18 protein-coding genes are annotated in these 23,508 nt (G+C 52.6%); 15 read left to right on the top strand and 3 right to left on the bottom strand.

Annotation, left to right across the window (positions count from 1 at the left end):
- Window positions 1-6 precede the first annotated feature (6 nt).
- From rsmH to B5E77_RS11965, 12 genes are all read left to right on the top strand, one after another.
- The gene (gene rsmH / locus B5E77_RS11910; RefSeq protein ID WP_087165580.1) at window positions 7-942 is read left to right on the top strand and encodes a 16S rRNA (cytosine(1402)-N(4))-methyltransferase RsmH; all 936 of its coding nucleotides are present in this window, start codon (window positions 7-9) and stop codon (window positions 940-942) included.
- A gap of 19 nt (window positions 943-961) precedes the next feature.
- Complete coding sequence (locus B5E77_RS11915) at window positions 962-1,495, top strand: hypothetical protein (RefSeq protein WP_087165581.1); 534 nt, start codon at window positions 962-964, stop codon at window positions 1,493-1,495.
- 1 nt (window position 1,496) lies between these two features.
- Window positions 1,497-3,722 carry a peptidoglycan D,D-transpeptidase FtsI family protein gene (locus B5E77_RS11920; RefSeq protein WP_242963715.1) on the top strand — a complete coding sequence of 742 codons (2,226 nt, stop codon included), beginning with the start codon at window positions 1,497-1,499 and terminating at the stop codon, window positions 3,720-3,722.
- 69 nt (window positions 3,723-3,791) lie between these two features.
- The gene (locus B5E77_RS11925; protein ID WP_087165582.1) at window positions 3,792-5,555 is read left to right on the top strand and encodes a peptidoglycan D,D-transpeptidase FtsI family protein; all 1,764 of its coding nucleotides are present in this window, start codon (window positions 3,792-3,794) and stop codon (window positions 5,553-5,555) included.
- A gap of 173 nt (window positions 5,556-5,728) precedes the next feature.
- Window positions 5,729-6,685 (top strand): phospho-N-acetylmuramoyl-pentapeptide-transferase, encoded by a 957-nt coding sequence (gene mraY, locus B5E77_RS11930; protein ID WP_087165604.1) that lies wholly within the window; start codon window positions 5,729-5,731, stop codon window positions 6,683-6,685.
- Between the two features lie 30 nt (window positions 6,686-6,715).
- Window positions 6,716-8,074, top strand: coding sequence for a UDP-N-acetylmuramoyl-L-alanine--D-glutamate ligase (gene murD / locus B5E77_RS11935; protein WP_087165583.1), 1,359 nt, complete (start codon window positions 6,716-6,718; stop codon window positions 8,072-8,074).
- A 43-nt stretch (window positions 8,075-8,117) separates the two neighbouring features.
- Window positions 8,118-9,236 carry an FtsW/RodA/SpoVE family cell cycle protein gene (locus tag B5E77_RS11940; RefSeq protein ID WP_087165584.1) on the top strand — a complete coding sequence of 373 codons (1,119 nt, stop codon included), beginning with the start codon at window positions 8,118-8,120 and terminating at the stop codon, window positions 9,234-9,236.
- 52 nt (window positions 9,237-9,288) lie between these two features.
- Window positions 9,289-10,539 carry a UDP-N-acetylglucosamine 1-carboxyvinyltransferase gene (gene murA, locus B5E77_RS11945; RefSeq protein WP_087165585.1) on the top strand — a complete coding sequence of 417 codons (1,251 nt, stop codon included), beginning with the start codon at window positions 9,289-9,291 and terminating at the stop codon, window positions 10,537-10,539.
- A gap of 128 nt (window positions 10,540-10,667) precedes the next feature.
- Complete coding sequence (locus B5E77_RS11950) at window positions 10,668-11,411, top strand: cell division protein FtsQ/DivIB (protein WP_162609691.1); 744 nt, start codon at window positions 10,668-10,670, stop codon at window positions 11,409-11,411.
- Window positions 11,412-11,627: 216 nt separating this feature from the next.
- A complete protein-coding gene (ftsZ, locus tag B5E77_RS11955; protein WP_242963717.1) occupies window positions 11,628-12,794 on the top strand; it encodes a cell division protein FtsZ in 1,167 nt (388 codons plus the stop codon).
- 178 nt (window positions 12,795-12,972) lie between these two features.
- Window positions 12,973-14,172: an iron-containing alcohol dehydrogenase gene (locus tag B5E77_RS11960; RefSeq protein ID WP_087165587.1), complete on the top strand. Its 1,200-nt coding sequence runs from the start codon at window positions 12,973-12,975 to the stop codon at window positions 14,170-14,172.
- Between the two features lie 3 nt (window positions 14,173-14,175).
- Window positions 14,176-15,558, top strand: a complete 1,383-nt coding sequence (locus B5E77_RS11965) for an aldehyde dehydrogenase (RefSeq protein ID WP_087165588.1) — start codon at window positions 14,176-14,178, stop codon at window positions 15,556-15,558.
- A gap of 51 nt (window positions 15,559-15,609) precedes the next feature.
- Here the strand turns inward: B5E77_RS11965 and sigE are convergent, their stop codons facing one another.
- Together sigE and B5E77_RS11975 are read right to left on the bottom strand one after the other, a co-directional pair.
- Complete coding sequence (gene sigE / locus B5E77_RS11970; protein ID WP_087165589.1) at window positions 15,610-16,350, bottom strand: RNA polymerase sporulation sigma factor SigE; 741 nt, start codon at window positions 16,348-16,350, stop codon at window positions 15,610-15,612.
- Window positions 16,340-17,245 carry a sigma-E processing peptidase SpoIIGA gene (locus B5E77_RS11975; protein WP_087165590.1) on the bottom strand — a complete coding sequence of 302 codons (906 nt, stop codon included), beginning with the start codon at window positions 17,243-17,245 and terminating at the stop codon, window positions 16,340-16,342. Before B5E77_RS11975 ends, sigE begins: the two co-directional genes overlap by 11 nt.
- Window positions 17,246-17,494: 249 nt before the next feature.
- Between B5E77_RS11975 and B5E77_RS11980 the strand changes: the two genes are divergently transcribed.
- The 3 genes from B5E77_RS11980 (at window position 17,495) to B5E77_RS11990 (ending at window position 22,377) form a co-directional block, all read left to right on the top strand.
- Window positions 17,495-18,016, top strand: coding sequence for an RNA polymerase sigma factor (locus B5E77_RS11980; protein ID WP_087165591.1), 522 nt, complete (start codon window positions 17,495-17,497; stop codon window positions 18,014-18,016).
- Complete coding sequence (locus B5E77_RS11985; protein ID WP_087165592.1) at window positions 18,013-20,286, top strand: beta-propeller domain-containing protein; 2,274 nt, start codon at window positions 18,013-18,015, stop codon at window positions 20,284-20,286. The genes B5E77_RS11980 and B5E77_RS11985 overlap by 4 nt, the downstream gene beginning before the upstream one ends.
- A gap of 432 nt (window positions 20,287-20,718) precedes the next feature.
- Window positions 20,719-22,377: an ATP-binding cassette domain-containing protein gene (locus B5E77_RS11990; RefSeq protein WP_087165593.1), complete on the top strand. Its 1,659-nt coding sequence runs from the start codon at window positions 20,719-20,721 to the stop codon at window positions 22,375-22,377.
- A gap of 22 nt (window positions 22,378-22,399) precedes the next feature.
- Here B5E77_RS11990 and sigG read toward each other — a convergent pair whose 3' ends face one another.
- Entirely contained in the window at window positions 22,400-23,182 is a 783-nt protein-coding gene (gene sigG / locus B5E77_RS11995; RefSeq protein WP_087165594.1) for an RNA polymerase sporulation sigma factor SigG, read from the bottom strand.
- Window positions 23,183-23,508: the final 326 nt, after the last annotated feature.

Genomic DNA, 23,508 nt, shown 5'->3' on the forward strand with positions numbered 1-23,508 from the left:
AAGTTTATGGAATTTTCTCATGTATCGGTCTTGCTGGACGAGACCATAGAACAGCTGAATATCCGGCCGGACGGTATCTATGTGGACGGGACCCTGGGCGGGGGCGGACATTCCTATGAGATATGCAGGAGGCTTTCGGAAAAGGGAAGACTGATCGGGATCGACCAGGATGCAGACGCCATTGCCGCAGCAGGAAAACGCCTGGAGGAATTTCAGGACCGGGTGACGATAGTGCGCAGCAATTACTGCAATATGCGTTCTGAGCTTCAGAAGCTTGGCGTCGGGCAGGTAGACGGGATTGTGCTGGATTTGGGCGTTTCCTCCTATCAGCTTGACGCGGCGGACAGAGGCTTCACCTACCGGGTGGACGCGCCCCTGGACATGCGTATGGATCAGCGGCAGACCAAGACGGCAAAGGATATCGTAAATCACTATTCAGAGACAGAGCTCTACAGGGTAATCCGGGATCTGGGAGAGGAACGGTTCGCGGGAAATATAGCGAAGCATATTGTAGAAGCAAGAGAGAAGAAACCCATAGAGACGACAGGGGAATTGAACGATATTATTCGAGGCGCGATTCCGGCGAAGCTGCGTGCTGTGGGAGGTCATCCGTCGAAGAGGACCTTTCAGGCGATCCGGATCGAGCTGAACCAGGAGCTGGAGGTTCTGAAAAATTCCCTGGACGATATGATTGATCTGCTGAATCCGGGAGGAAGGATCTGTGTGATCACCTTCCATTCTCTGGAGGATCGGATTGTAAAGACGATTTTTAAGACAAACGAAAACCCCTGTACCTGCCCTTCAAACTTTCCTGTGTGTGTGTGTGGTAAAAAACCGAAGGGCAGGGCAGCTGTTAAAAAGCCGATTCTTCCGGGAAGGGAAGAGCTTGAGAGAAACAAAAGGGCCAAAAGCGCGAAGCTTCGCGTATTTGAGCGGATTTAGGAAAGTCGGGAAATAGATCATGGCAGAGATTAGAAGCATCTATACGGACAAAAGAAAAAATGAAAGCAGAAGGACAGGCTACGTGGAAGGGACCTCTGTCCGTAAGCTTCAGAGCAGCGAAAATCCAAGAGAAAGACGGGAGAGGCGCCGCCAGCCGGAGGCGCGCCGCAGGACAAAGGCGCAGGCACAGGGGCTGGGACTTGGATACGTTCTTTTCCTGACGGCGGCCTGCGGCCTGACTCTGTGGGTATGCATCGGATATCTTCAGCTTCAGGCGGACAATACCGCGAAGGTGAAGAATATCGCCGCGTTGGAATCACAGCTTTCTGATCTGCAGGAAGAGAATGATGATGAATATAACCGGGTAGTTACGTCCGTAGATCTGGAAGAGATCCGGGATATCGCCATCAACGAGCTTGGTATGGTGTATGCCCAGGAGGATCAGGTAGTCATGTATGACAGCGAGGGGAGCGACTATGTAAGGCAGTATGCGGACATCCCTGAGGAAGAGAGCGGACTGAAGGAATTACTGGGCACAATCACAGGTGAGTAATTTGAGCAGTAAGAGAAAGAAAAGAGTGCGCCGCCAGGCGCTGTTGACAAACAGGGTAAAGAATAAGCTGGCACTGTTATTTGCAATAATAGTGCTTGCTTTAATTGGAGTAAACGTGCGTCTGGCCTATATCAATAAGACCAACGGCGACAAATATACGAAGAGAGTGCTGGCGCAGCAGGATACGAACAGCATTCTGCTGCCTTTCCGCCGGGGTGACATCCTCGACCGAAACGGTACGATTCTGGCTACCAGCGAGAAGGTCTACAACCTGGTTCTGGATGCAAAGGTGCTTGCTGAGAGTGCAGAACAGTATCCTGACAGAGATTATGTGGGGACTACGCTTCAGGCCCTGGCCCAATGCTTTGATCTGGATGAGGCAGAGCTGCGGTCTACCTACAACGAGAATATCAGCAGCAGCTATATAGTGCTGTTGAGAAAGCTGACCAAGGATGAGATCTCGGAGTTTGAGGCGCTTCAGGAGGATGAGGAGACCGGAACGCTGATAAAGGGCGTCTGGTTTGAGCCGGGTTATATCCGGCGTTATCCCTATAATACGCTGGCCTGCCATGTGCTTGGCTATACGGTAACCGGCAATAATGTGACAGGAGACGTAGGCCAGACCGGGATTGAGCAGGAATACAACAGTGTCTTAAATGGGACGAGCGGCAGAAGCTATAAATATCTGAACGAGGATCTGGAGCAGTCCACGATGGTGCGCCAGCCGGAGGATGGGCACACGGTAGTGTCTACGATAGACGCGACGCTTCAGGAGATAGTGGAAAAATATATAGACAAATTTATTGAGGACTATACGGATAAGAATGTGGAAGGTCCGGCGGCTAAGAATATCGGCGTCATTATGATGAATCCCCAGAACGGGGAGATTCTGGCCATGGCCAGCGATGTGGATTTTGATTTAAACAACCCTCATGACCTGGTGGAAAATGGATATCTGGCCCAGGAGCAGGCAGACGCTATGACAGAAGACGAGCTTCTGGACGCCAGAAACCAGATGTGGCGGAACTTTTGTATCAGCGACGGCTATGAGCCGGGGTCTACGGTGAAGCCCCTGACTGTGGCAGCGGCGCTGGAGCTGGGTGTAGTGTCGGATTCCAGCACCTTCCTCTGCGATGGAGGCCAGGTGGTTGTGGAGGGACAGCCGAAGATTAAATGCTCCAAGCGTGCGGGACATGGCATCATCACGCTGGAGGGCGCCCTGATGTTCTCCTGCAACGACGCGCTGATGCAGATCGGCGCAAAGCTTGGGTATGAGAATTATCTGAAATATCAGGAAATCTTTAATTTCGGCCTGAAGACGAATATCGATCTTCCCGGCGAGGCCAACAATGCTTCGACGGTATTCAACGAGGACACGCTGGGAGTGACGGAGCTTGCGACCAGTTCCTTTGGCCAGGGCTACAATACCACCATGATTCAGGTGGCATCTGCCTTTTCATCCGTCATCAACGGCGGCTATTATTATCAGCCGCATGTGGTAAAGAAGATTCTGGACGCGGACGGAGGTACTGTGGAGACAATCAATGCGACGCTGGTCCGCCAGACGGTATCGGAAAAGACTTCCTCTCTTGTACGCCAGTATCTGTACCATACCATGTACGGTGAGGCTGATTCCAACGGAAATAATGCCACAGGCCGGAATGCCCGTGTGGCGGGCTATGCCATGGGCGGCAAGACAGGAACGGCCCAGAAGATTCCGCGTTCCGACAGGAAATATCTGGTTTCCTTCATTGGCTTCGCGCCAGTGGATAATCCTCAGGTAGTCTGCTATGTAGTTGTGGACGAGCCGAATGCGGCGTCTCCGGAAGCACAGGCCAGCAGCAGCTTTGCTCAGGAGATTTTTAAGAATATTATGACAGAGGCTATGCCTTACTTAAATATCTATGCGACCGAAGAGATTCCGGCAGATATGCAGGATGAGGTGGATGCCCAGAAGGCGGCGGAAGAGGAAGCAGAGAGTACAGAGGAAGGCAGTGAGGAGGAGACAGAAGAGGAGCTGCCGGAAGGAACTCTGGTAGATCCCAACACAGGTGAGACGGTCACGATGCCTACGGAAGAGGAGCTGGCTGGAGAGGACGGCGGCGATATCATGGGCGGCATTGAGAGCCCGATTCTTCCGGCTGACGGAGAGGAAGAGGGAGATGCCGGAGGCGGAGACAGCACGGCAGAAGAGACAGGCGGCGGTACAGACGCTTCCCAGGAGTGACCAAAGGATAAAAGCATAAAACATCAGGCCCCATAATAGGTTATAACAAACCGTTTATGGGGTTTTTTCATGAATCCGAAATGCAAAACCTATAACCGGAAGAAAATTGTGCTGGTATTTCTGGTCTGCTTCCTGGCGATGGGCGGACTGGCAGCCCGCCTGGTATATCTTATGATTTTTGAGTCGGAATATTATCAGGAGCTTGCCCAGGATCTACACGAGCGCGAGAGAAGCATTAAGGCGGCACGAGGAAGAATCGTGGATTCGACCGGCACCGTGCTGGCTACGAACCGTACGGTCTGCACCATTTCTGTCGTCCACAGCCAGATCGAGGATCCGGAGCGGGTGATCGAGGTTTTAAGCAGCGAGCTGGGAATTCCGGAAGAGACAGTGCGGGAAAAGGTAGAGAAATACAGCTCTATTGAGCGCATCAGGTCGAATGTGGAAAAAGAGGTGGGAGACCGGATCCGCGCCTATGAGCTGGCCGGAGTTAAGGTAGACGAGGACTTTAAGCGCTATTATCCCTATGGAAGCCTGGCTTCCAAGGTTCTGGGCTTTACGGGAAGCGACAATCAGGGAATTATCGGCCTGGAGGTAGTCTATGACGAATATCTTCAGGGAATCGACGGGACGATTCTGACGGAGACAGACGCAAGAGGCGTGGAGATTGCGGACGCGGGCGAGGAACGGGTAGAGCCTGTCTCCGGCAGCGATCTTTATGTCAGCCTGGATTACAATATTCAACTTTATGCTCAGCAGGCGGCCCTGAAGGCGCTGGAGGAAAAGCAGGCGACTTACGTCTCGATTCTGGTTATGAATCCGAAAAATGGGGAAATCTATGCCTGTGTCAATGTGCCGGAATTTGATTTGAACGATCCCTTTACGCTGAATACCGGAGTGGATACCAGCGGAATGACTTCACAGGAAAAGCAGGATCTTCTGAACCAGATGTGGAGAAACCAGAGTGTGAACGATACCTATGAGCCGGGATCCACCTTCAAGACGGTGACTGCGGCCGCAGCGCTGGAAAAGGGGGTCGTATCCCTTACGGACACTTTCAGCTGCCCTGGCTTCCGCATGGTGGAGGATCGGAGAATCCGCTGTCATAAGGTGGGCGGGCATGGAACGGAGACCTTTGTACAGGCAATCATGAATTCCTGCAACCCGGTCTTTATCGACATCGGTCAGAGGATTGGAGTGGAGGATTTTTACCATTATTTTCAGCAGTTTGGCCTGATGTCAAAGACCGGGATCGATATCCCCGGCGAGGCGGGCACTATTATGCACAAGATGGAAAATATCGGAGCAGTAGAGCTGGCGACGATCTCGTTTGGGCAGTCCTTTCAGATTACGCCCATTCAGCTGGCTACGACGATCAGCTCCATCATCAATGGGGGAACCAGGGTGACGCCTCATTTCGGGGTAGAGATTCGGAGCAGCGAGGGAGAGCTGCTGAAACGGTTCCGCTATGAGACAAAGGAAGGGATCGTCTCGGAGGAGACCTCTGAAACCATGCGTTACCTGCTGGAAAAGGTGGTATCTGAGGGCGGCGGCAATAAAGCGTATATCGAAGGCTACCGGATCGGCGGAAAGACAGCGACGTCTCAGACCCTTCCACGCGGTACCAATAAATATATTTCCTCCTTCGTAGGCTTTGCGCCTGCAGATGATCCGGAGGTGCTGGCGATGTGCATCATCCATAATCCTCAGGGCGTTTATTATGGCGGCACGATAGCGGCTCCGGTGATTCGGGACATTTTTGAGAATATTCTCCCGTATCTGGGAATCGAGAAAACCGAGGTGGTTTCCGATCCCGGGGAGCCCGCAGCCTGAAGCGGCGGAGCGGACTGCCGCTTCTGGGAGCAGCCCGCTGCCTCTCCCGGCGCGGCTGCAGCCCAAAGCTTTGGGAAAAAGGTTGCGCGCCGGGGCCAAAAGGCTTATAATGCTGATGTGCCGGCGGGATGCAGACAAGGCGCCGGAGAAAAGAACCTGAGAGGTAAATGATTATGGATTATACGATGATACTGCCGATACTGATTTCCTTTGCTGTCAGCGCAGCTTTGGGGCCAGTGGTGATTCCGCTGCTGCGCAGGCTGAAATTTGGACAGACAGAGCGGGACGACGGGCCAAAGAGCCATCTGAAGAAGACTGGCACGCCTACGATGGGCGGCCTTATGATCCTGGCGGGAATTACGATTACATCCCTGATTTATGTGAAGGATTACCCGCAGATTATCCCTGTTCTGTTTGTGACTGTAGGCTTTGGAATCATCGGCTTTCTGGATGACTATATCAAGATTATGCTGCACCGTTCGGAAGGGCTGACGCCGCCTCAGAAGATGCTGGGCCAGTTCCTTGTGACAGGAATTTTTGTCTTTTATCTGTACAATCTGAAGGGCGGGGATATGGCAATGCTGATCCCCTTCTGGCCGGGCCATTATCTGCATCTTGGCTGGCTTGCGGTCCCTGTGGCCTTTCTGGCAATCATCGGCACGGTAAACGGAGCGAATTTTACAGACGGCCTGGACGGCCTTGCCTCCAGCGTGACGGTACTGATTGCGACCTTTTTTTCTGTCGTCGCCATTGGCACACAGAGCGGACTTCATCCGATCACCTGTGCGGTGGTGGGAAGCCTGATGGGATTTCTGCTGTTCAACGTCTATCCGGCCAGTGTTTTTATGGGCGATACGGGATCGCTGGCGCTGGGCGGCTTTGTGGCGTCTACCGCCTATATGATGGATATGCCGATCTTTATTCTGATCGTAGCGTTTATTTATTGGGCAGAGATTCTTTCTGTCATGATTCAGGTAACCTATTTTAAGCTCAGCGGCGGGAAAAGAATCTTCCGCATGGCGCCGATCCATCATCATTTTGAGCTGGGCGGCTGGTCTGAGACAAGGGTAGTGGCTGTCTTTTCCATTGTGACGGCAATACTCTGCCTTGTGGGAATCATGGCGCTGTAGCGCAAAAAAAGCAGCAGGAGGAATCAGAACATGATAACAGATAAAAAAATTCTGGTGATAGGAAGCGGCGTGAGCGGCGTGGGAGCAGTGGAGCTTCTGGAACAGGCCGGAGCGTCTCCCGTGCTCTACGACAGCAATGGAAAGCTGAGAGAGGAAGAGGTGCGCAGCCGTCTTCCGGAGGGAAGCCGTGCAAGGATTATTCTCGGAGCGCTTCCCGAGGAGGTAGAGAGAGAGACGGAGCTGGCAGTTTTGAGTCCCGGCGTGCCGGTGGATCTTCCGCTTGTGGAGAAGCTGCGTAAGAACGGGGCAAGGATCTGGGGCGAGGTGGAGCTGGCCTGGCATTTTGGAAAGGGCCGCGTGGCTGCTATTACCGGCACGAACGGAAAGACGACCACCACGACTCTGGTGGGTGAGATCCTGAAAAGCTGGTTTCCTGAGGTGTTTGTGGTGGGCAATATTGGGACAGCCTATACCCGGGAGGCTCTCCATATGACGGAAAAAAGCGTTACGGCGGCGGAGATCAGCAGCTTTCAGCTGGAGACCATAGAGGATTTCCATCCGAGGGTCAGCGCGATTCTCAATATTACCCCCGATCATCTGGACCGGCACCACACGATGGACTGCTATATCCGCGCGAAAGAAAATATCGCAAAAAATCAGGATGAGACGGATACCTGCGTTCTGAATTATGACGACGAAGAGACGAGGCGTTTCGGGGAACAGGTAAAGGCTTCTGTTCTGTATTTCAGCCGGGAGCATATATTGGATCAGGGTGTGTTCCTGGACGGAAGCTCGATTGTCTACTGTGACGACGCTGTCCGCACGAAGATTTGCGACATCAGTGAACTGAAGCTTCTGGGAACTCATAACTATGAAAATGTCATGGCGGCTGTCGCCATTGCGGCGGCTATGGGCGTGCCGCTGCCGAATATCCGTGAGACAGTCATCCATTTTACGGCGGTAGAGCACAGGATTGAGTTTGTGGCCGAGAAAAAGGGCGTGGCCTATTACAACGATTCCAAGGGAACGAACACCGACGCTTCTATCAAGGCAGTCCAGGCCATGAACCGGCCTACGGTTCTCATCGGAGGAGGCTACGATAAGCATGTGTCCTTTGATGACTGGATTGAGTGCTTTGGTGACAAGGTGCAGTGGCTGGTACTTCTGGGTCAGACTGCGGAGCAGATTGCAGAGACAGCCAGAAGGCATGGCTTTTCCAATATTGTCTTTGCAGAGAGCCTGGAGGAAGCTGTGAAGCTCTGTGCGGAGAAGGCCAGGCCGGGAGATGCGGTGCTTTTGTCGCCCGCCTGCGCAAGCTGGGGTATGTTTGACAATTACGAGCAGAGGGGAAGATTATTTAAAAAATACGTCCGAGAGCTTTCAGATTAGTCGAAAAAGAAGAGGCAGAGAGCGGCTTCGGAACGGAGGTTATATGGCAGGTCCGGATTCCACCGGGAGAGAGAAAAAGCAGAGGCGGGAGCCTTTTGATTACAGCTTGCTGCTGGTCGTGCTGATTCTGGTGGGATTCGGACTTGCTCAGCTTTACAGCACCAGCTCCTGGAACGGGCAGGTGAAGTTTGCCGACAGCGCCTATTACCTGAAAAAGCAGTTTTTTGCCACGTCTCTGGGATTGGCGGCCATGTATGCGGTTTCCAGGATCGACTATCACAAATGGGAACGGCTGGCGGTTCTGGGCTATCTGGTATCGCTGGCGCTGTCTACGGCAGTTCTGTTTTTCGGCGACGAGTACAACGGTTCAAAGCGCTGGCTGTCCATCGGCCCTTTGTCCTTCCAGCCTTCCGAATTTGCGAAGCTGGCGGTGATTGTGCTTCTGTCCTCTGTCATCAGCCGCCGTGCGAAAAAGATGACCTCGCTGAAGCAGATGTTTTTTGTGATGGTGCTGATTCTTCCCATCGTAGGACTGGTGGGAACCAACAATCTGAGCACTGCGATTATCATTATGGGGATCGCCGTGATTCTGGTCTTTGTGGCGAGCCCGAAGTACCTGCAGTTTATTGCGATGGGCGGGCTTGGCGTGGGCTTTCTGGCTATTTTTCTAAGCGTGGAGTCTTACCGTCTGGAGCGGCTTGCCATCTGGCGCAACCCGGAGGCTTACGAGAAGGGTTACCAGACGCTGCAGGGGCTTTATGCTATCGGCTCGGGAGGCCTTTTCGGCGTAGGCTATGGGAACAGCATGCAGAAGCTGGGCTTTGTGCCGGAGGCCCAGAATGATATGATTTTTTCGATTGTCTGCGAGGAATTCGGTCTTGTGGGCGCCCTGCTTCTCATGCTTTTGTTTCTGCTTCTGGTCTGGAGGCTTCTGATGATTGCAGTGCATGTGCCGGATCTTCTGGGCAGTCTGATCGCGGCTGGAATTATGGGGCATATTTTGATTCAGGTGCTCCTGAATATCGCAGTGGTGACAAATACGATTCCCAATACAGGAATCACACTTCCCTTTGTAAGCTATGGAGGCACCTCCGTGCTTTTCCTCCTCTCGGAGATGGGGCTTGCCCTGAACGTCTCGCGGAGCGTCAGGCAGGAACCATAACACTCCTGCGGCATATCTTAATGGTATAGTGAAAACCGTGGAGGGAAAGATTTTGGATTATCTGGAAATCGAGGGCGGCAGTCCGCTCTGCGGTGAAGTCCGCATACAGGGATCAAAAAACGCTGTGCTTCCGATTCTCTCCGCAGCCCTGCAGGGTACAGGGATTACTGTGATTGATAACTGCCCGGATATCTCGGACGTGAGTGCCATGCTTGAGATTCTCAAAGGCTACGGCTGCAGTACGCGCCGGGAAGGAAAAAGATTAATAATAGATGCGGGGGACCTGCATTCCGGCCGGGCTCCGGAGGATTATGCCGGTGTCATGCGCTCCTCGATTATGCTGCTGGGGAGCCTGCTGGGGCGGCTTGGAGAGGCCTTTCTCCCTTATCCGGGAGGCTGCGTCATCGGGAAGAGGCCTATCGATCTGCACCTTCAGGCGCTGCGGGAGATGGGAGCGGAGCTCACAGAGGAGCCGGAAGGGCTGAGAGCAGTCTGCGCCCACCCGGCTGGAGCGAGGATCCGGCTGCCATTTCCCAGTGTGGGGGCTACGGAAAATGTGGTTCTGCTTGCGGTGCGGGCAGAAGGGGACACGATCCTTCAGAATGCCGCGAGAGAGCCCGAGATCACAGAGCTTTGCCGGTTTTTAAGCTGCATGGGGGCAAAGATCGAGGGAGCGGGCACGGGGACCATCCGGATTCGTGGCGTAAAGGAGCTTCATGGAACAGAATACAGGATTCAGCCTGACCGCATCGTGGCAGGAACCTATATGCTGCTTGCCGCTGCTGCGGGCGGAAAGGTAGCGCTGCGAGATGCGCCGCTGGAGCAGCTTGCGGCGGTTCGAAAAGTTTTAAGCCAGATGGGAGTCCGGCAGGAGAGCAGCGGAAATCATCTTCTTCTCTGGTGTCCCGGGCGGTGCCGGGGCGGAATCCAGATCCGTACGTCGCCTTACCCCGGTTTTCCCACGGATCTGCAGTCCCAGCTCATGGCGGCGCTCTGCCTGGCGGAAGGGGACAGCGTCATCGACGAACGGATTTTTGAGGAGCGCTTCAAGTCCGCAGAGGAGCTTGTCCGGATGGGGGCCAGGATCCATATTCAGGGATCCAGAGCCTTCATTCACGGAGTAGGGAAGCTCCACGGGGAGCGGCTGGAGGCCAGAGAGCTGCGGGGCGGGGCGGCGCTTTGCATCGCCGCCGCGGCAGCGGAAGGAAAGAGCAGGATTCACCAGTACCATTATATTGCCCGCGGCTATGAAAATATAATCAGGGATTTAAAAGCGCTTGGAGTTATGGTACAATGTCGCTAGACATTGTACCGTGCCGGATGGCATCCCCCGGAGGGCCCATGTCTGAAGGACATGAGGCAATGTCGCTAGACATTGTACCTGTGCCGGATGGCATTCTGGCGTGTTTGGATACAAGAAGGAAGCGGTGTATGAGAATTCGCAGAAGGGAAAAGAAGGAAAGACGAGGCAGAGGATTTCTGGTGGCAGCTGTCCTGGTGCTGGCTCTGCTGCTGGCAGGCGTAATCGTGGTAACCCTGTTTCAGATCCGGGAAGTGGAAGTAACGGGAAACAGCTATTACACCGGGCAGGAGATCCAGGATCGGGTGATCACGGACAGATACTGCACGAATTCCCTGTACCTTTATCTGAAATATAAATATTTTGACACAGAGGACATCCCGTTCGTGGACAAGATAGAAGTGAGCCTTCAGGGGCCCGGAAAGGTAAAAATCCGCGTCTATGAGAAGAGCATTGTGGGCTATGTGGCCTATATGGGCTCAAATTTTTATTTCGACCAGGACGGCGTGGTCGTGGAATGCTCTTCAGAGGTGAAGGAAGGGGTTCCCTGCATTTCAGGGCTGAAGTTTCAGTCGCTTGCTTTGTACCAGAAGCTGGCTGTGGAGGACGACTCGATTTTTGACCGGATTTTGACGATTACCCAGCTGGTGAAGAAATATGAGCTGACTCCGGATCGGATTGAATTTGGAAGCGATCTGTCTTTGACTCTCTATTTTGACCAGGTGCGAGTGGCTCTCGGGAACAGCGGTTCTCTGGAAGAAAAGGTAGGAAGGCTGTATGATCTCTACCCGGATCTGGAAGGACGCTCCGGAGTGTTTCACATGGAAAATTATACGGAGGATTCCAAATTTATCAGCTTTGAGCAGGACAAATAAATCTGCGGCCAGGCGCGTATTTCCGCCTTTTTTGACAATTGTGCGCGGGCTTGAATAGGAAAAATATTTTTTGGAAAACTTATAAATAAAGGTTGATTAATTATGGAAAAAAAGTTATCATATATTGTATGAGAAAATTCCGAAGATAAGATTTCCATAGGTTTATGAGAAATATCAGAATAGAGACAGGATAGGGATAGATAGGAGGGCAAAATCTTGCTTGAGATTATGATGAATGATGCGGAAGCGGCGGCGAGAATTATCGTGATTGGAGTCGGCGGCGCCGGAAATAACGCTGTGAACCGCATGATAGATGAACAGATAGGCGGAGTGGAGTTTATCGGTATCAATACGGACAGGCAGGCTCTGCAGCTTTGTAAGGCAGAACGGACAATCCAGATTGGAGAAAAGCTGACAAAGGGCCTCGGAGCAGGAGCAAAGCCCGAGATTGGAGAAAAAGCGGCGGAGGAAAGCATCGAAGAGATCAAGGAAGCCATTCAGGGAGCAGATATGGTGTTTGTCACCTGTGGCATGGGCGGCGGAACCGGCACAGGCGGCGCTCCGGTGGTGGCGAGGCTGGCCAAGGATATGGGAATTCTTACCGTAGGCGTAGTCACGAAGCCGTTTAAATTTGAAGCCAAGACACGTATGAATAATGCCATGGCGGGTATCCAGAAGCTCAAGGAGAGTGTGGATACTCTGATTGTGATCCCCAATGACAAGCTTCTGGAGATCGTGGACCGCCGGACGACGATGCCGGACGCCCTGAAGAAGGCGGACGAGGTGCTGCAGCAGGCGGTGCAGGGCATCACAGATCTGATCAATCTTCCGGCTCTTATCAATCTGGATTTTGCCGATGTGCAGACTGTCATGACAGACAAGGGCATCGCCCATATCGGAATCGGTTCCGGAAAGGGCGACGACAAGGCGCTGGATGCCGTCAAGCAGGCGGTGGAAAGCCCGCTTCTGGAGACGACGATTATGGGTGCTTCCCATGTCATCATCAATATTTCAGGAGATATCACTCTGATGGATGCCAACGACGCAGCCAGCTATGTGCAGGATCTGGCCGGCGACAATGCGAATATTATCTTCGGTGCGATGTACGACGATACATACACCGACGAAGCCTCGATCACTGTGATTGCCACAGGACTGGACGAAAAGAGTACTACGAAGGTACTGCCTAAGGGAAGCAGCTTCGGCAAATTCCCGAGCCAGGCTCCTAAGGCGGCTTCCTCAGCTGCCCACAGCCAGACGGGAGCGCAGACAGAGACTCCGGTCTTCAAGCCGCTGCCGGGACTGAATACTCCGAAGCGTCCGGAGAGCAAGATCCCGGAGACAGAGATTAAGATTCCGGAGTTCCTGCAGAGAAATAAATAAGAGACACAAGGACGAAAGACAGCGCTGGTATTCCGGAGCCCTATGCTCCGGAATACCAGCGCTGAAGTGATCTGCTGAAAGGCTTGAGAAGTTGTTGACATATCAAAAAAGTACTTGACCTTTTGGAAATTATAGGGCAGTATAAAAAAGAAGTTTTTTATGACAGGAGTATAGAATCATGTTTGTGCTGAGAAAAATATACTGCAGAGTCTTTCAAAAAGCCTTTCGGGCGGCTCTGCCTCTTCTCCCTTACCGGAAGCCGAAGCTTCTGCATTCTGTCAGGGAGATCCCCGGCGTCTGCCGGAAATGGGACGTAGACTCTGTGATGCTTGTCACGGACGCGGGCATCCGCTCCATGGGCCTGACGGAATTTCTGGAGAAAACCCTGGAGGAAAACGGGATTTCCTGCTGCGTCTATGATCGGACGGTAGCCAATCCTACGATTTGGAATGTGGAGGAGGCAAGAGAGCTCTATCTGGAGCATGGGGCCCAGGCTATCATTGCTTTTGGAGGAGGATCCTCCATGGACTGCGCAAAGGCGGCGGGAGCCAGGATTGTGAAGCCGAATCAGAGCATCAGCCAGATGAAGGGGCTTTTGAAGGTACATAAAAGACTGCCTCTGCTGATCGCTGTGCCTACTACAGCGGGAACGGGAAGCGAGACGACGCTGGCGGCTGTGATTACGGATAGCGAGCGCCACTATAAATATCCTATCAACGATTTCAGCCTGATCCCGCTTTATGCAGTGCTGGATTATCACGAAACGACAGGACTTCCCAAGCATATCACAGCCACGACGGGAATGGATGCGCTGACCCATGCGGTGGAGGCCTATATCGGCGGCTCCACGACCAAGGAAACGCGCGCCATGGCTGAAGAGGCTGTGCGCCTGATACACCAGTATTTGAAAACCGCCTATGACGACGGACAGAATAAGGCTGCCCGGAAGGGCATGCTGAAGGCTGCTTACTGCGCTGGCGTAGCCTTTACGAAATCCTATGTGGGGTACGTGCATGCGGTGGCGCATTCCCTGGGCGGGCAGTATGGCACTCCCCATGGCCTTGCAAATGCAGTTCTGCTTCCGATCGTTCTTCGCATGTACGGTTCTTACTGTGAGAAGAAGCTGGCCCGGCTGGCCCGGAACTCCGGCGTAGTGGATGAGGCGCTGGGAGACGCAGAGACTGCGGCCCTCTTTATTGACTGGATCCAGGAGATGAACGATTCCATGGGAATCCCCAGAAGGCTTGCAGGCATCGAACAGAGTGATATCCGGACGATGGCAAAGCATGCGGACAAGGAGGGAAATCCCCTGTATCCGGTGCCGAAGCTGATGAACCGGAAAGAGCTGGAAGAGATTTATTATGCAGTGAAGGAGTAAGACATGGAGACAGAAAAGAAGCTGGAAAGTCTGGTAGAGAAGCAGAGAGCTTATTTTGCGGAAGGAAAGACTCTTCCCATAGAGGGACGCATCAGGGCGCTGAACCGTCTGGAGCAGGCGCTTAAGAACAGAGAGGAAGAGCTCTGCCGTGCGCTGAAGGCGGATCTTGGAAAATCACGCATAGAGAGCTATATGTGTGAGGTGGGATTGACTTTATCAGAGCTTGGCTATGTGAAACGGCACTTACGTTCCTGGAGCCGTGACAAAAGAGTCCGTACGCCTCTGGCTCAGTTTCATGCCAGAAGCTTTACCGTACAGGAGCCTTACGGAGTGGTTCTTGTGATGTCTCCCTGGAATTACCCTGTGCTGCTGACGCTGGAGCCGCTGATCGGCGCTCTGGCCGCAGGAAACTGCTGTGTTGTGAAGCCCTCGGCCTATTCTCCGGAGACATCCGCGGTCATGGCTTCGATTCTGAGGGAGATTTTCCCGGAGGAATACGTGGCAGTGGTAGAAGGAGGGCGGCAGGAGAACCAGGGGCTGCTCGCCCAGAGGTTTGATTATATCTTCTTTACGGGCGGTGTGAACGTGGGAAAGCTGGTGATGGAAAAGGCCAGCGCCCATCTGACGCCTGTGACCCTGGAGCTGGGAGGAAAAAGTCCCTGCGTCATCGACGAGAGCGCAAATCTGAAGCTGGCGGCCAGACGCCTGGCGTTTGGAAAATATCTGAACTGCGGCCAGACCTGCGTAGCGCCTGATTATGTATTGGTACATGAGAAGGTAAAGGAACGGTTTCTGGAATATGTCAAAGAAGAAATTACGCACATGTACGGAAGAAAGCCGCTGGAGAATCCGGATTATGGAAAAATTATAAACCGGAAGCATTTCGACCGCCTGCTTGGCCTGATAGATGAGAGCAAGCTGGTTTTCGGAGGAGAAAGCAGCGAGGAGACTCTGCAGATAGCGCCGTCCGTTCTGGATCGTGTGACGCCGGAGGATGCGGTAATGCAGGAAGAGATTTTCGGGCCGCTGCTGCCGATCCTGACCGTTAGGTCCATGGACGAAGCGCTGGCCTTTGTGAATGCTCGTCCCAAGCCTCTTGCCTTTTATATTTTCACACAGAATAAAAGTGTAGAGCAGATGTTTCTGCGGCGCGCCTCCTTCGGAGGGGGCTGCGTTAATGACACGATCATTCATCTGGCGACCTCTGCCATGGGCTTTGGCGGAGTGGGAAACAGCGGTATGGGCTCTTATCACGGAAAGAAGAGCTTTGAGACCTTCAGCCATGAGAAGAGCATCGTGAAGAAGTATACATGGCTTGACCTGCCGATGCGCTATCAGCCGTATACGAAGCAGAAGGATAAGATGATTCGGACTTTCCTGAAATAGAAGCGCCGATATAAAATTACCCCGCTCCATAGGAGCCGGGGTAATTTTGCTTTATTCATATTTCATAATTTCCTTTTTCAGCCGTCTTATGATTTTCTTTTCCAGCCGGGAGATATAGGACTGGGAAATTCCAAGCAGATCTGCGACCTCCTTCTGGGTCATTTCCTGCCCCATCGGATTCTTCAGCCCGAAGCGGAGCTCTACGATGGTCCGCTCCCGCTCGGAAAGCTTTTGAATGGCTTTGTCCAGGAGCTTACGTTCCATCTCCGTCTCAATGTCACGGTAGATGACGTCCTCGTCCGTCCCCAGGATATCTGAGAGCAGAAGCTCGTTGCCGTCCCAGTCTACATTCAGGGGCTCGTCAATGGAGACCTCCAGGCGTGTTTTGCTGTTCCGGCGCAGATACATCAGAATCTCATTTTCAATGCAGCGGGAGGCGTAGGTAGCCAGCTTGATGTTTTTGCTGCTGTTGAAGGTGTTGATGGCCTTGATGAGTCCGATGGTTCCGATGGAGATGAGATCCTCCACGCCCACGCCGGTGTTGTCAAATTTTTTGGCTATGTAGACGACAAGACGGAGATTGTGTTCAATGAGCAGGGAACGGGCTGCGTTTCCTGTCTCGGTGCCAAGCTCTTTTATGGCCCGGGCTTCCTCGTCTGCCTCCAGAGGGGCCGGAAGAACCTCAGCGCCTCCGATATAGTGAACGTCATTTTGCTTCCCCATGAAGAGGGCAGAAAAATTCGGTACTAATTTCAATTGAATCTGGTTTGGAATTGCCACTTTAATCAGCATTGTCTTGATTTCCTCCTGAAAATTGATCTGCGTGCGCGTATTGCGCTTCGTATGCGTGCTCTGGCTCCGCATTTTTCCGATCTGCCTGTATCGCACTGGGCGCTGGCTCCAGCAGATCAGGGTGCAGCAGGATGCCATATTCCTTTTTGGAAGAAAGTGGTTCTTTTGTAACTCCAAGCAGAGGGCGTTCTACCCGAAGGCATGTGCCACCCTCTGTCTCAATCTGAAGAAAATCTGCGTAAAATGCAGGCAGCAGGCCGCTTCTTTTCCCGATGCTGTGAAAAGGCACCGGATAGAGCAGCACCTTCTCCGTCCCGCATAGCTTAAGCTTCAGATCCTGGGGCAGGATGCTGACCGGCTTCCCGAATACGGGATCCCGCAGGGAATTGCCTGTGTCAATGAGGCCCCTGGTTTTTATCGTGTGTCCGTGAAATCCCAGTGTTACGGGATAAATATGCTGTTCTCTCTGCCGGAAGCGCATCAGCCACCTCATTCCCAGCGTCAAAAGCCAGTAGCTTAAAAGCGAAAGGCCAAGAAAGGGATAGACGGGAAGCTTCACGATATTCTGAAGCCAGCCGAAGATTCCTCCCAGCAGAAAGCTGCAGAGATAAAGCAGAATCAGAGCCTTTCCAAATATCCGGAGACTTTTCGTGCCCAGCCCTGTGTAAATCATGGCTGCAGCGCCAGCACCATGGAGAAGCAGAAAAACCGGCAGAGGACACTGCGGAAGAGCTGCGTAAATCAGGCAGAGAAGCAGGCTTCCGAGAGCGGCGGAAAGAATTCGCCGAAGCCGTCCCGGGGAGAGCTTCAAAAGCCTTGCGGTCACGGTCAGCAGCAGGTAGTCCAGCAGCAGGTTTTCCAGAAACAGCACGTCTATGTACAGCACATAATACACAGTCCACCTTCTTTCTGTCCCTCATTATAGGGAAGAGGTTCTGCGAAATATGTCAAAGGAAGGGAGAAAGAGGAGGAATTTTTCTCCTGTTTTTCGACAGCTTCTGCAAAAGAGTTTGGCAGAAAATAAAAAGCTTCTGAGGCTTGCAACATTTCTGCCCGTATGAGACTCTTATATGATAGAAATGCATTTCACGAAGAAATCCATGGACATGCCCGGGAGGGCAGCATATGCATATGAGGTGTGGGGATGGAAGAGTTTAGAAAATTATATGAAGAGGTGTATCCGGACCTTTACAGGATGGCTTATTACTATCTGGGATCTGCGGCTGACGCGGAGGACGCAGTACAGGACACGGCCCTGGCGGCATGGAAGCATTTTGGCGGCTTGAAAAGGAAAGAGTCCTTCCGTGCCTGGATTTTTCAGATACTGGTCAATATCTGCCGTAAGACTCTGCGCGGAAGGGGAAGACATAGCAGCGTGTCTGCGGCGCCGGCGGAAGAATGGCAGCCGGCTTCGACGCCGGAGACGAACCTGGCTGAAAGGCTGGAAATTCTGGAGCTTTTGTCCATATTAGAGGAGGAAGAGCGGGTGATTGTGCTGCTCAGTGTGTTCGGCGGCTACAAGGGTGTAGAAATAGCCGGGCTTCTGAACCGCAGGCACAGTACCATCCGTTCCCGTTACCGGAGAGCGCTGAAGAAGCTGGAAAGGGAGCTTCAGAAAAAGGAGCTCCAGGAAAAGAGCAGGATTCAGAAGGAGGAGAGCATATGAAAAGGGGCAGAGACTTTTTGGACAGGCTGAGAGCGGACAGCGGGAAGCTTCCGATTCCGGAAAGCCTGAAGCCGGAGTGGATAGAAGAGACAATACGGGAGAGGGAAAAGGAAGCGGAAAGGCAGGAGGGACTAAGACGCAGGCTTTGGAGAGGGCGTGTCCGTACCGCTCTTGTGCCGGCGGCCTGTATCTGCCTGATTGCTGCGGGCCTGCTGGGGCTTTTTGGGGCAGGCCTGCTGTTTCCAGAAGCCGGTACCGGGGCAGGAGGACAGAGCACGGCGGGAGCTCCGCAGCCTGGTTCTTCCGGCGCCGGAGAGGGTACAGAGCCAGGTACAGCTGAAGCAGAGGAACAGGATACGCTGCGCTTTGCAGAAAAAAGCTATGAGGAGATTTATGAAATACTTCAGGCAGGATTCCAGGAGACACAGATACAGAATGAAAATATTGCAGAATACGGAGAAGAGGAATCCATCTCAGGAGCCATGCTGGAGGAAAGCCAGGCTGAGGCGGCTTCGGACAGCGCGGGAAAGGAGTTTGGCGGAACCAATGTGCAGACTGAAGGCGTGGACGAGGCCGATACCGTCAAAAATGACGGGAGGTATCTCTATCAGCTGGCAGAGCGAAGGGATGAGAATGGAAGGACGTATCAGGGAATTCAGGTGGTGGACACAAAAGGAGGCCTTCGGGAAACCGCCTTTGTAGGACGGTTTGAATATGCCCGGGAATTTTATGTGTCAGAGGGGCTTCTGATTGTGCTGGAGGACGGGTACGATACAGCGGATTATATGTCCGGCGCGGAAGACAGCCTGGTGGGAGACAGGACGGCGGAGAGTGCGCAGGTGGCTGTCTGCACAGACGTGCTCTACACCCATAATCAATATACCAGAGTTCACATTTATGATATATCGGACAGGGAAAATCCAGCACTGATAAAGACCTTTTCGCTGGATGGAGCCTACAGTACTTCCAGGCTCTCGGATGGATATTTTTACGGTTTTACCTTTTTCACGCCTGATCCGGGAGAGGGAGAACAGGATTACAGCTCTTATATTCCGGAGATTGACGGAGCGCTGATTCCTGCAAAGAAAATTATCTGTCCGGAGGAGACGGATGGGAACGAATATCTGGTCATGATTTCCATTGATTTAAAGCAGCCGCAGGAGATTCTGGACAGCCGGGCTGTGCTTGCGGACAGCGGTGTGTTTTATGTGAGCCGGGATAATATTTATCTGGCTTCCTGGTATTCTATCTATGAGGACGGAGTACAGATCGTCTATGGCGGGGACGGTCAGAACAGCAGCCAGGCAGGGGATGGCCAGGCCGAGCAGGAGGGGCAGAGCGCAGAGATCTCGTATGAGACGGATACGCTTCAGGATTATACACAGCTTCTGCGGTTTTCCTACGAAAACGGCAGGTTTCTGGCAAAGGCCGAGGGCAGTGTCCCGGGCAGGATTTCAGACAGCTTTCATCTCGATCAGAATGGCGGCTATCTGCGGGCCGTGACTACGGTGACGGAATGCATCCGGCGCCAGCTGGTGGATGACAAAACCGGAGAAACGCTGGGATACGAGTACGTGATCCCGGAAGAGACAGATGGACTGTCAAACGGCCTCTATATCCTCGATGAAAACCTGGAAATCACAGGCCGCCTGGACGGCCTGGCAGAAGGAGAGCAGCTTTATTCCGCCCGTTTTCTGGGAGATACGGCCTATTTCGTGACGTTTCGCCAGACAGATCCGCTCTTTGCGGTGGATATGAGCGATCCGGAGAAGCCGAGGCTTTTGTCGGAGCTGAAGGTCAGCGGATTTTCAGAATATCTGCATTTCTACAGCGGCAGCCTGCTGTTTGGACTGGGCTATGAGGCGGATGAGGAGACCGGGGAGCAGCAGGGGCTGAAGCTTTCCATGTTTGACCTTTCGGATTCGTCAGCACTCTTGGAAGAGGCGAGGCTCTTGCTTCCGAATTACACTTACAGTCCGGCTCTGTATGACCACAAAAGCCTTCTGATTGATCCGGAGCAGAATCTGATCGGATTTGAGGCGCAGGGAATCATAGACGGCTCTTTTGGGCAGGCGTATCTTTTGTTTTCCTACGAAAATGGAGAATTTGTGCAGAGGCTGGAGATTGTGAAAAATAGAGATGCGGGCGTCTATGGCAGCTGCCGGGGAACCTTTATCGGAGACCGTTTTTACCTTCTGATTCAGGATGGAAGGGTGCAGGAATACAGTCTTGAGACGGGAGAATTGACGGGAGAGCTCCCGGAATTGTAAAAATAGATACGTCAGAAGATGAATTACAAGAGAATGGATAAGAGATATTGCCAAAAAGGAAATACCCTCTTGACAGCTTCCTCTCAAGGATTTATAGTGATGACAGAAAAAGAACAGAAAGAGGTGTAAGGATGATTATTATTACCTGCTGATTCAGAAATTGAAAAGGCATGACAGAGTTACGGGAGACTTGGAGCCGGGAAATTTCCGGGTGAAGGGCCTTTGTGCAAAATCCGTGTGTCATGCAGGCAGGAATGATATCTTCTTACATGGATAGAATTTTCTTTCAGACAACGCAAAAAGGCGTGCGTTTGGCTGTGAGCGATGAGAGAATGGGTGCAGGAAGTTTGATTCCTGCACCTTTTTGCGTGCGGAAGCTGCCCGGCGCATCGCGCCGGGCGGGCTGGACGCTTTTATATGGGAGGGATGCATATGTCGTTAATCAGCGTCAATCATCTGACATTTTATTATGAAGGAAGCCCGGATTATATTTTTGAGGACGTGTCCTTTCAGGTTGATACAGACTGGAGGCTGGGCTTTATAGGCAGAAACGGGCGGGGAAAGACTACGTTTCTGAAGCTTTTGATGGGAGAATATGAATACAGGGGCAGTATCGCTTCTGAGGAAAGCTTTGATTATTTTCCGTTTGAGGTGAAAAATATGGAAGGGACAGTTCTGGAGACGGTGGAAGAGCTTTACCCGGATTATGAATTCTGGAAGCTGTGCCGTGAGCTGACGCTGCTCCATGTGGACGCGGATGTGCTGTACCGGGCGTTTTCTACCTTAAGCAACGGCGAGCGGACGAAGGTGATGCTGGCAGTTCTGTTTTCCAGGGACAATCAGTTCCTGCTTATCGACGAGCCGACCAATCATCTGGATCAGGAAGGCCGGGAGAGTGTGCGGGAATATTTGAAAGGGAAAAAGGGATTTATCCTTGTGTCTCATGACCGTGATTTTCTGGATCAGTGTGTCGACCATGTGCTGGTCATTAATAAGACGGATATCGAAGTCTATAAGGGAAATTTCTCTGTCTGGTGGGAGCAGAAGCAGCGTAAGGACGCCTGGGAACAGGCGGAAAACGAGAGGCTGAAGCGGGACATCAAAAGGCTGGAGAGCTCCGCCCGAGTGAAGGAACAGTGGGCAGACGATCTGGAGGCAAGAAAGATAGGAAAAAAGGCGGCGGCCGAGGCGAAGAGAAAAGGGATCACCCTGACCGGCAGAAGGCCGCTGATCGGAGAAAAGTCCAGAAAGATGCAGAGGCGGAGAAAGAATCTGGAGCACCGGCAGGAGCGGGCTCTGGAGGAAAAGGAAGGCCTGCTGAAGAATCTGGAGACAGCAGAGGATCTGAAGCTGTATCCCCTGCGCCATCACAGGGAGGTTCTGGCCAGGCTGTCAGGAGTGCAGGTTTACTATACCCTGCCTGATCAAAGCCTGCCGGCCGCAGACGTCTGCCCTGCGGCGCGCCTGGAAGGAGCTTTGGAGCCGAAAGAGAATCGGAAGGTTCTTCCGGCTGTAGGATTTGAGATAAGAAATGGGGAATGCGTAGTGTTGAGAGGCAGAAACGGCTGCGGAAAGTCCAGTATTCTGAAGGCGGTTCTGCAGGCGGCACAGGAGAAGAATGCGGCGGGAACGGCGGAAGCCGGGGAAAAGACGGACAGGGCTCAGGATGAGCAGAAGCTGTGCTGGGAAGGAACCATAGAGACTGCAGGAGGCCTTCGCATTTCTTACGTACCCCAGGATACCGGACACCTGAAGGGAAGCCTGGCGGACTATGCGGAAGGCTATGGCCTGGAGCTGCCGCTCTTTCTGGCTCTGCTCCGGAAGCTGGATTTCGGGAGAGAGCAGTTCGAGAAAAATATGGAGGATTACAGCGGCGGACAGAAGAAAAAGGTACTGATAGCCAGGAGTCTCTGTGAACAGGCTCATCTGTATATCTGGGACGAGCCGCTGAATTTCATCGACGTATTTTCGAGAATGCAAATAGAGGAGCTGCTGCTGAAATACCGGCCTGCGATGCTGCTCGTGGAACACGATAAGGCGTTCACAGACCGGATTGGGACGAAGATCATAGAAATGGGAGAAAAGACCTGACAGAAGGTGCGGGCCTCTGGCGCTACCCCAGCTTCAGGTAATTCCGCATGCTTTTCAGGGCATTTTTCTCCAGCCGGCTGACCTGAGCCTGGGAGATGCCGATCTCTTCGGCTACCTCCATCTGCGTCTTTCCTTCAAAGAAGCGCAGCGAGATGATGTAGTTTTCCCGCTCAGGCAGCTTTTTCATCGCCTCATTCAGGGACAGCTCCTCAATCCAGAGCTCCTCCCGGTTTTTTCTGTCGCTGATTTGGTCCATGACATAGAGTGTGTCGCCTCCTTCTGTGTAGACAGGCTCGTAAAGGCTGACCGGACTCTGAATGGCGTCCAGGGCAAAGACGATGTCCTCGTCGGGAATGCCGATTTCCTCTGCGATTTCGCTGATGGTAGGCTCTCTGGAATTTTTTCTGGTCAGCCCTTCCTTTGCGTAGATGGCCTTGTAAGCTGTGTCGCGTAAGGAACGGCTGACCCGGATGGCGTTGTTGTCCCGGAGATACCGGCGGATTTCTCCTATGATCATGGGAACGGCGTAGGTGGAAAATTTGACTCCCAGCTTGTCATCAAAGTTGTCGATGGCCTTCATAAGTCCGATGCAGCCGATCTGGAAGAGATCGTCTGCGTTTTCACTGCTGGCGGAGAACCGCTTGATGACGCTTAAGACCAGGCGCAGATTTCCCTTGATGTACAGTTCTCTCGCTTCTTTATCTCCCTGTGTGATCCGTTCCCACAGAGCCTCCTTTTCCTCCGGCTTCAGAAGAGGAAGCTTCGCCGTATTTACCCCGCAGATTTCGACCTTGTTCAGTGCCATGTGAATGAAAACCTCCTGTCCGCTTTGCTGATACTTACAAGATTTCCAGGAGAAATTTTTCTATGCGCGGCTGAAAAAAATAAAAAAAATATTAGTCCTTGACAAATCGGGGAAGGGATGATGGCTTTTTGCTCTGCTGAGTAAATGAGGCGCCGGGGCTGGCGAAAAATGCACAAAACAGGCCGGTGTCATATTGTGCACAATAGATAAAAAAAGAAACTTAGAGTATAATTATCATTGGCAAAAATAAAGGGAAGAGATCGAAACCTCTTCCCAATCATACAGATTTGTCTTATTGTTTAATTGTCCAGAAAAAACATAAGGAG

The sequence above is a fragment of the Lachnoclostridium sp. An131 genome (genome assembly GCF_002160825.1).
GTDB lineage: Bacteria > Bacillota > Clostridia > Lachnospirales > Lachnospiraceae > Laedolimicola.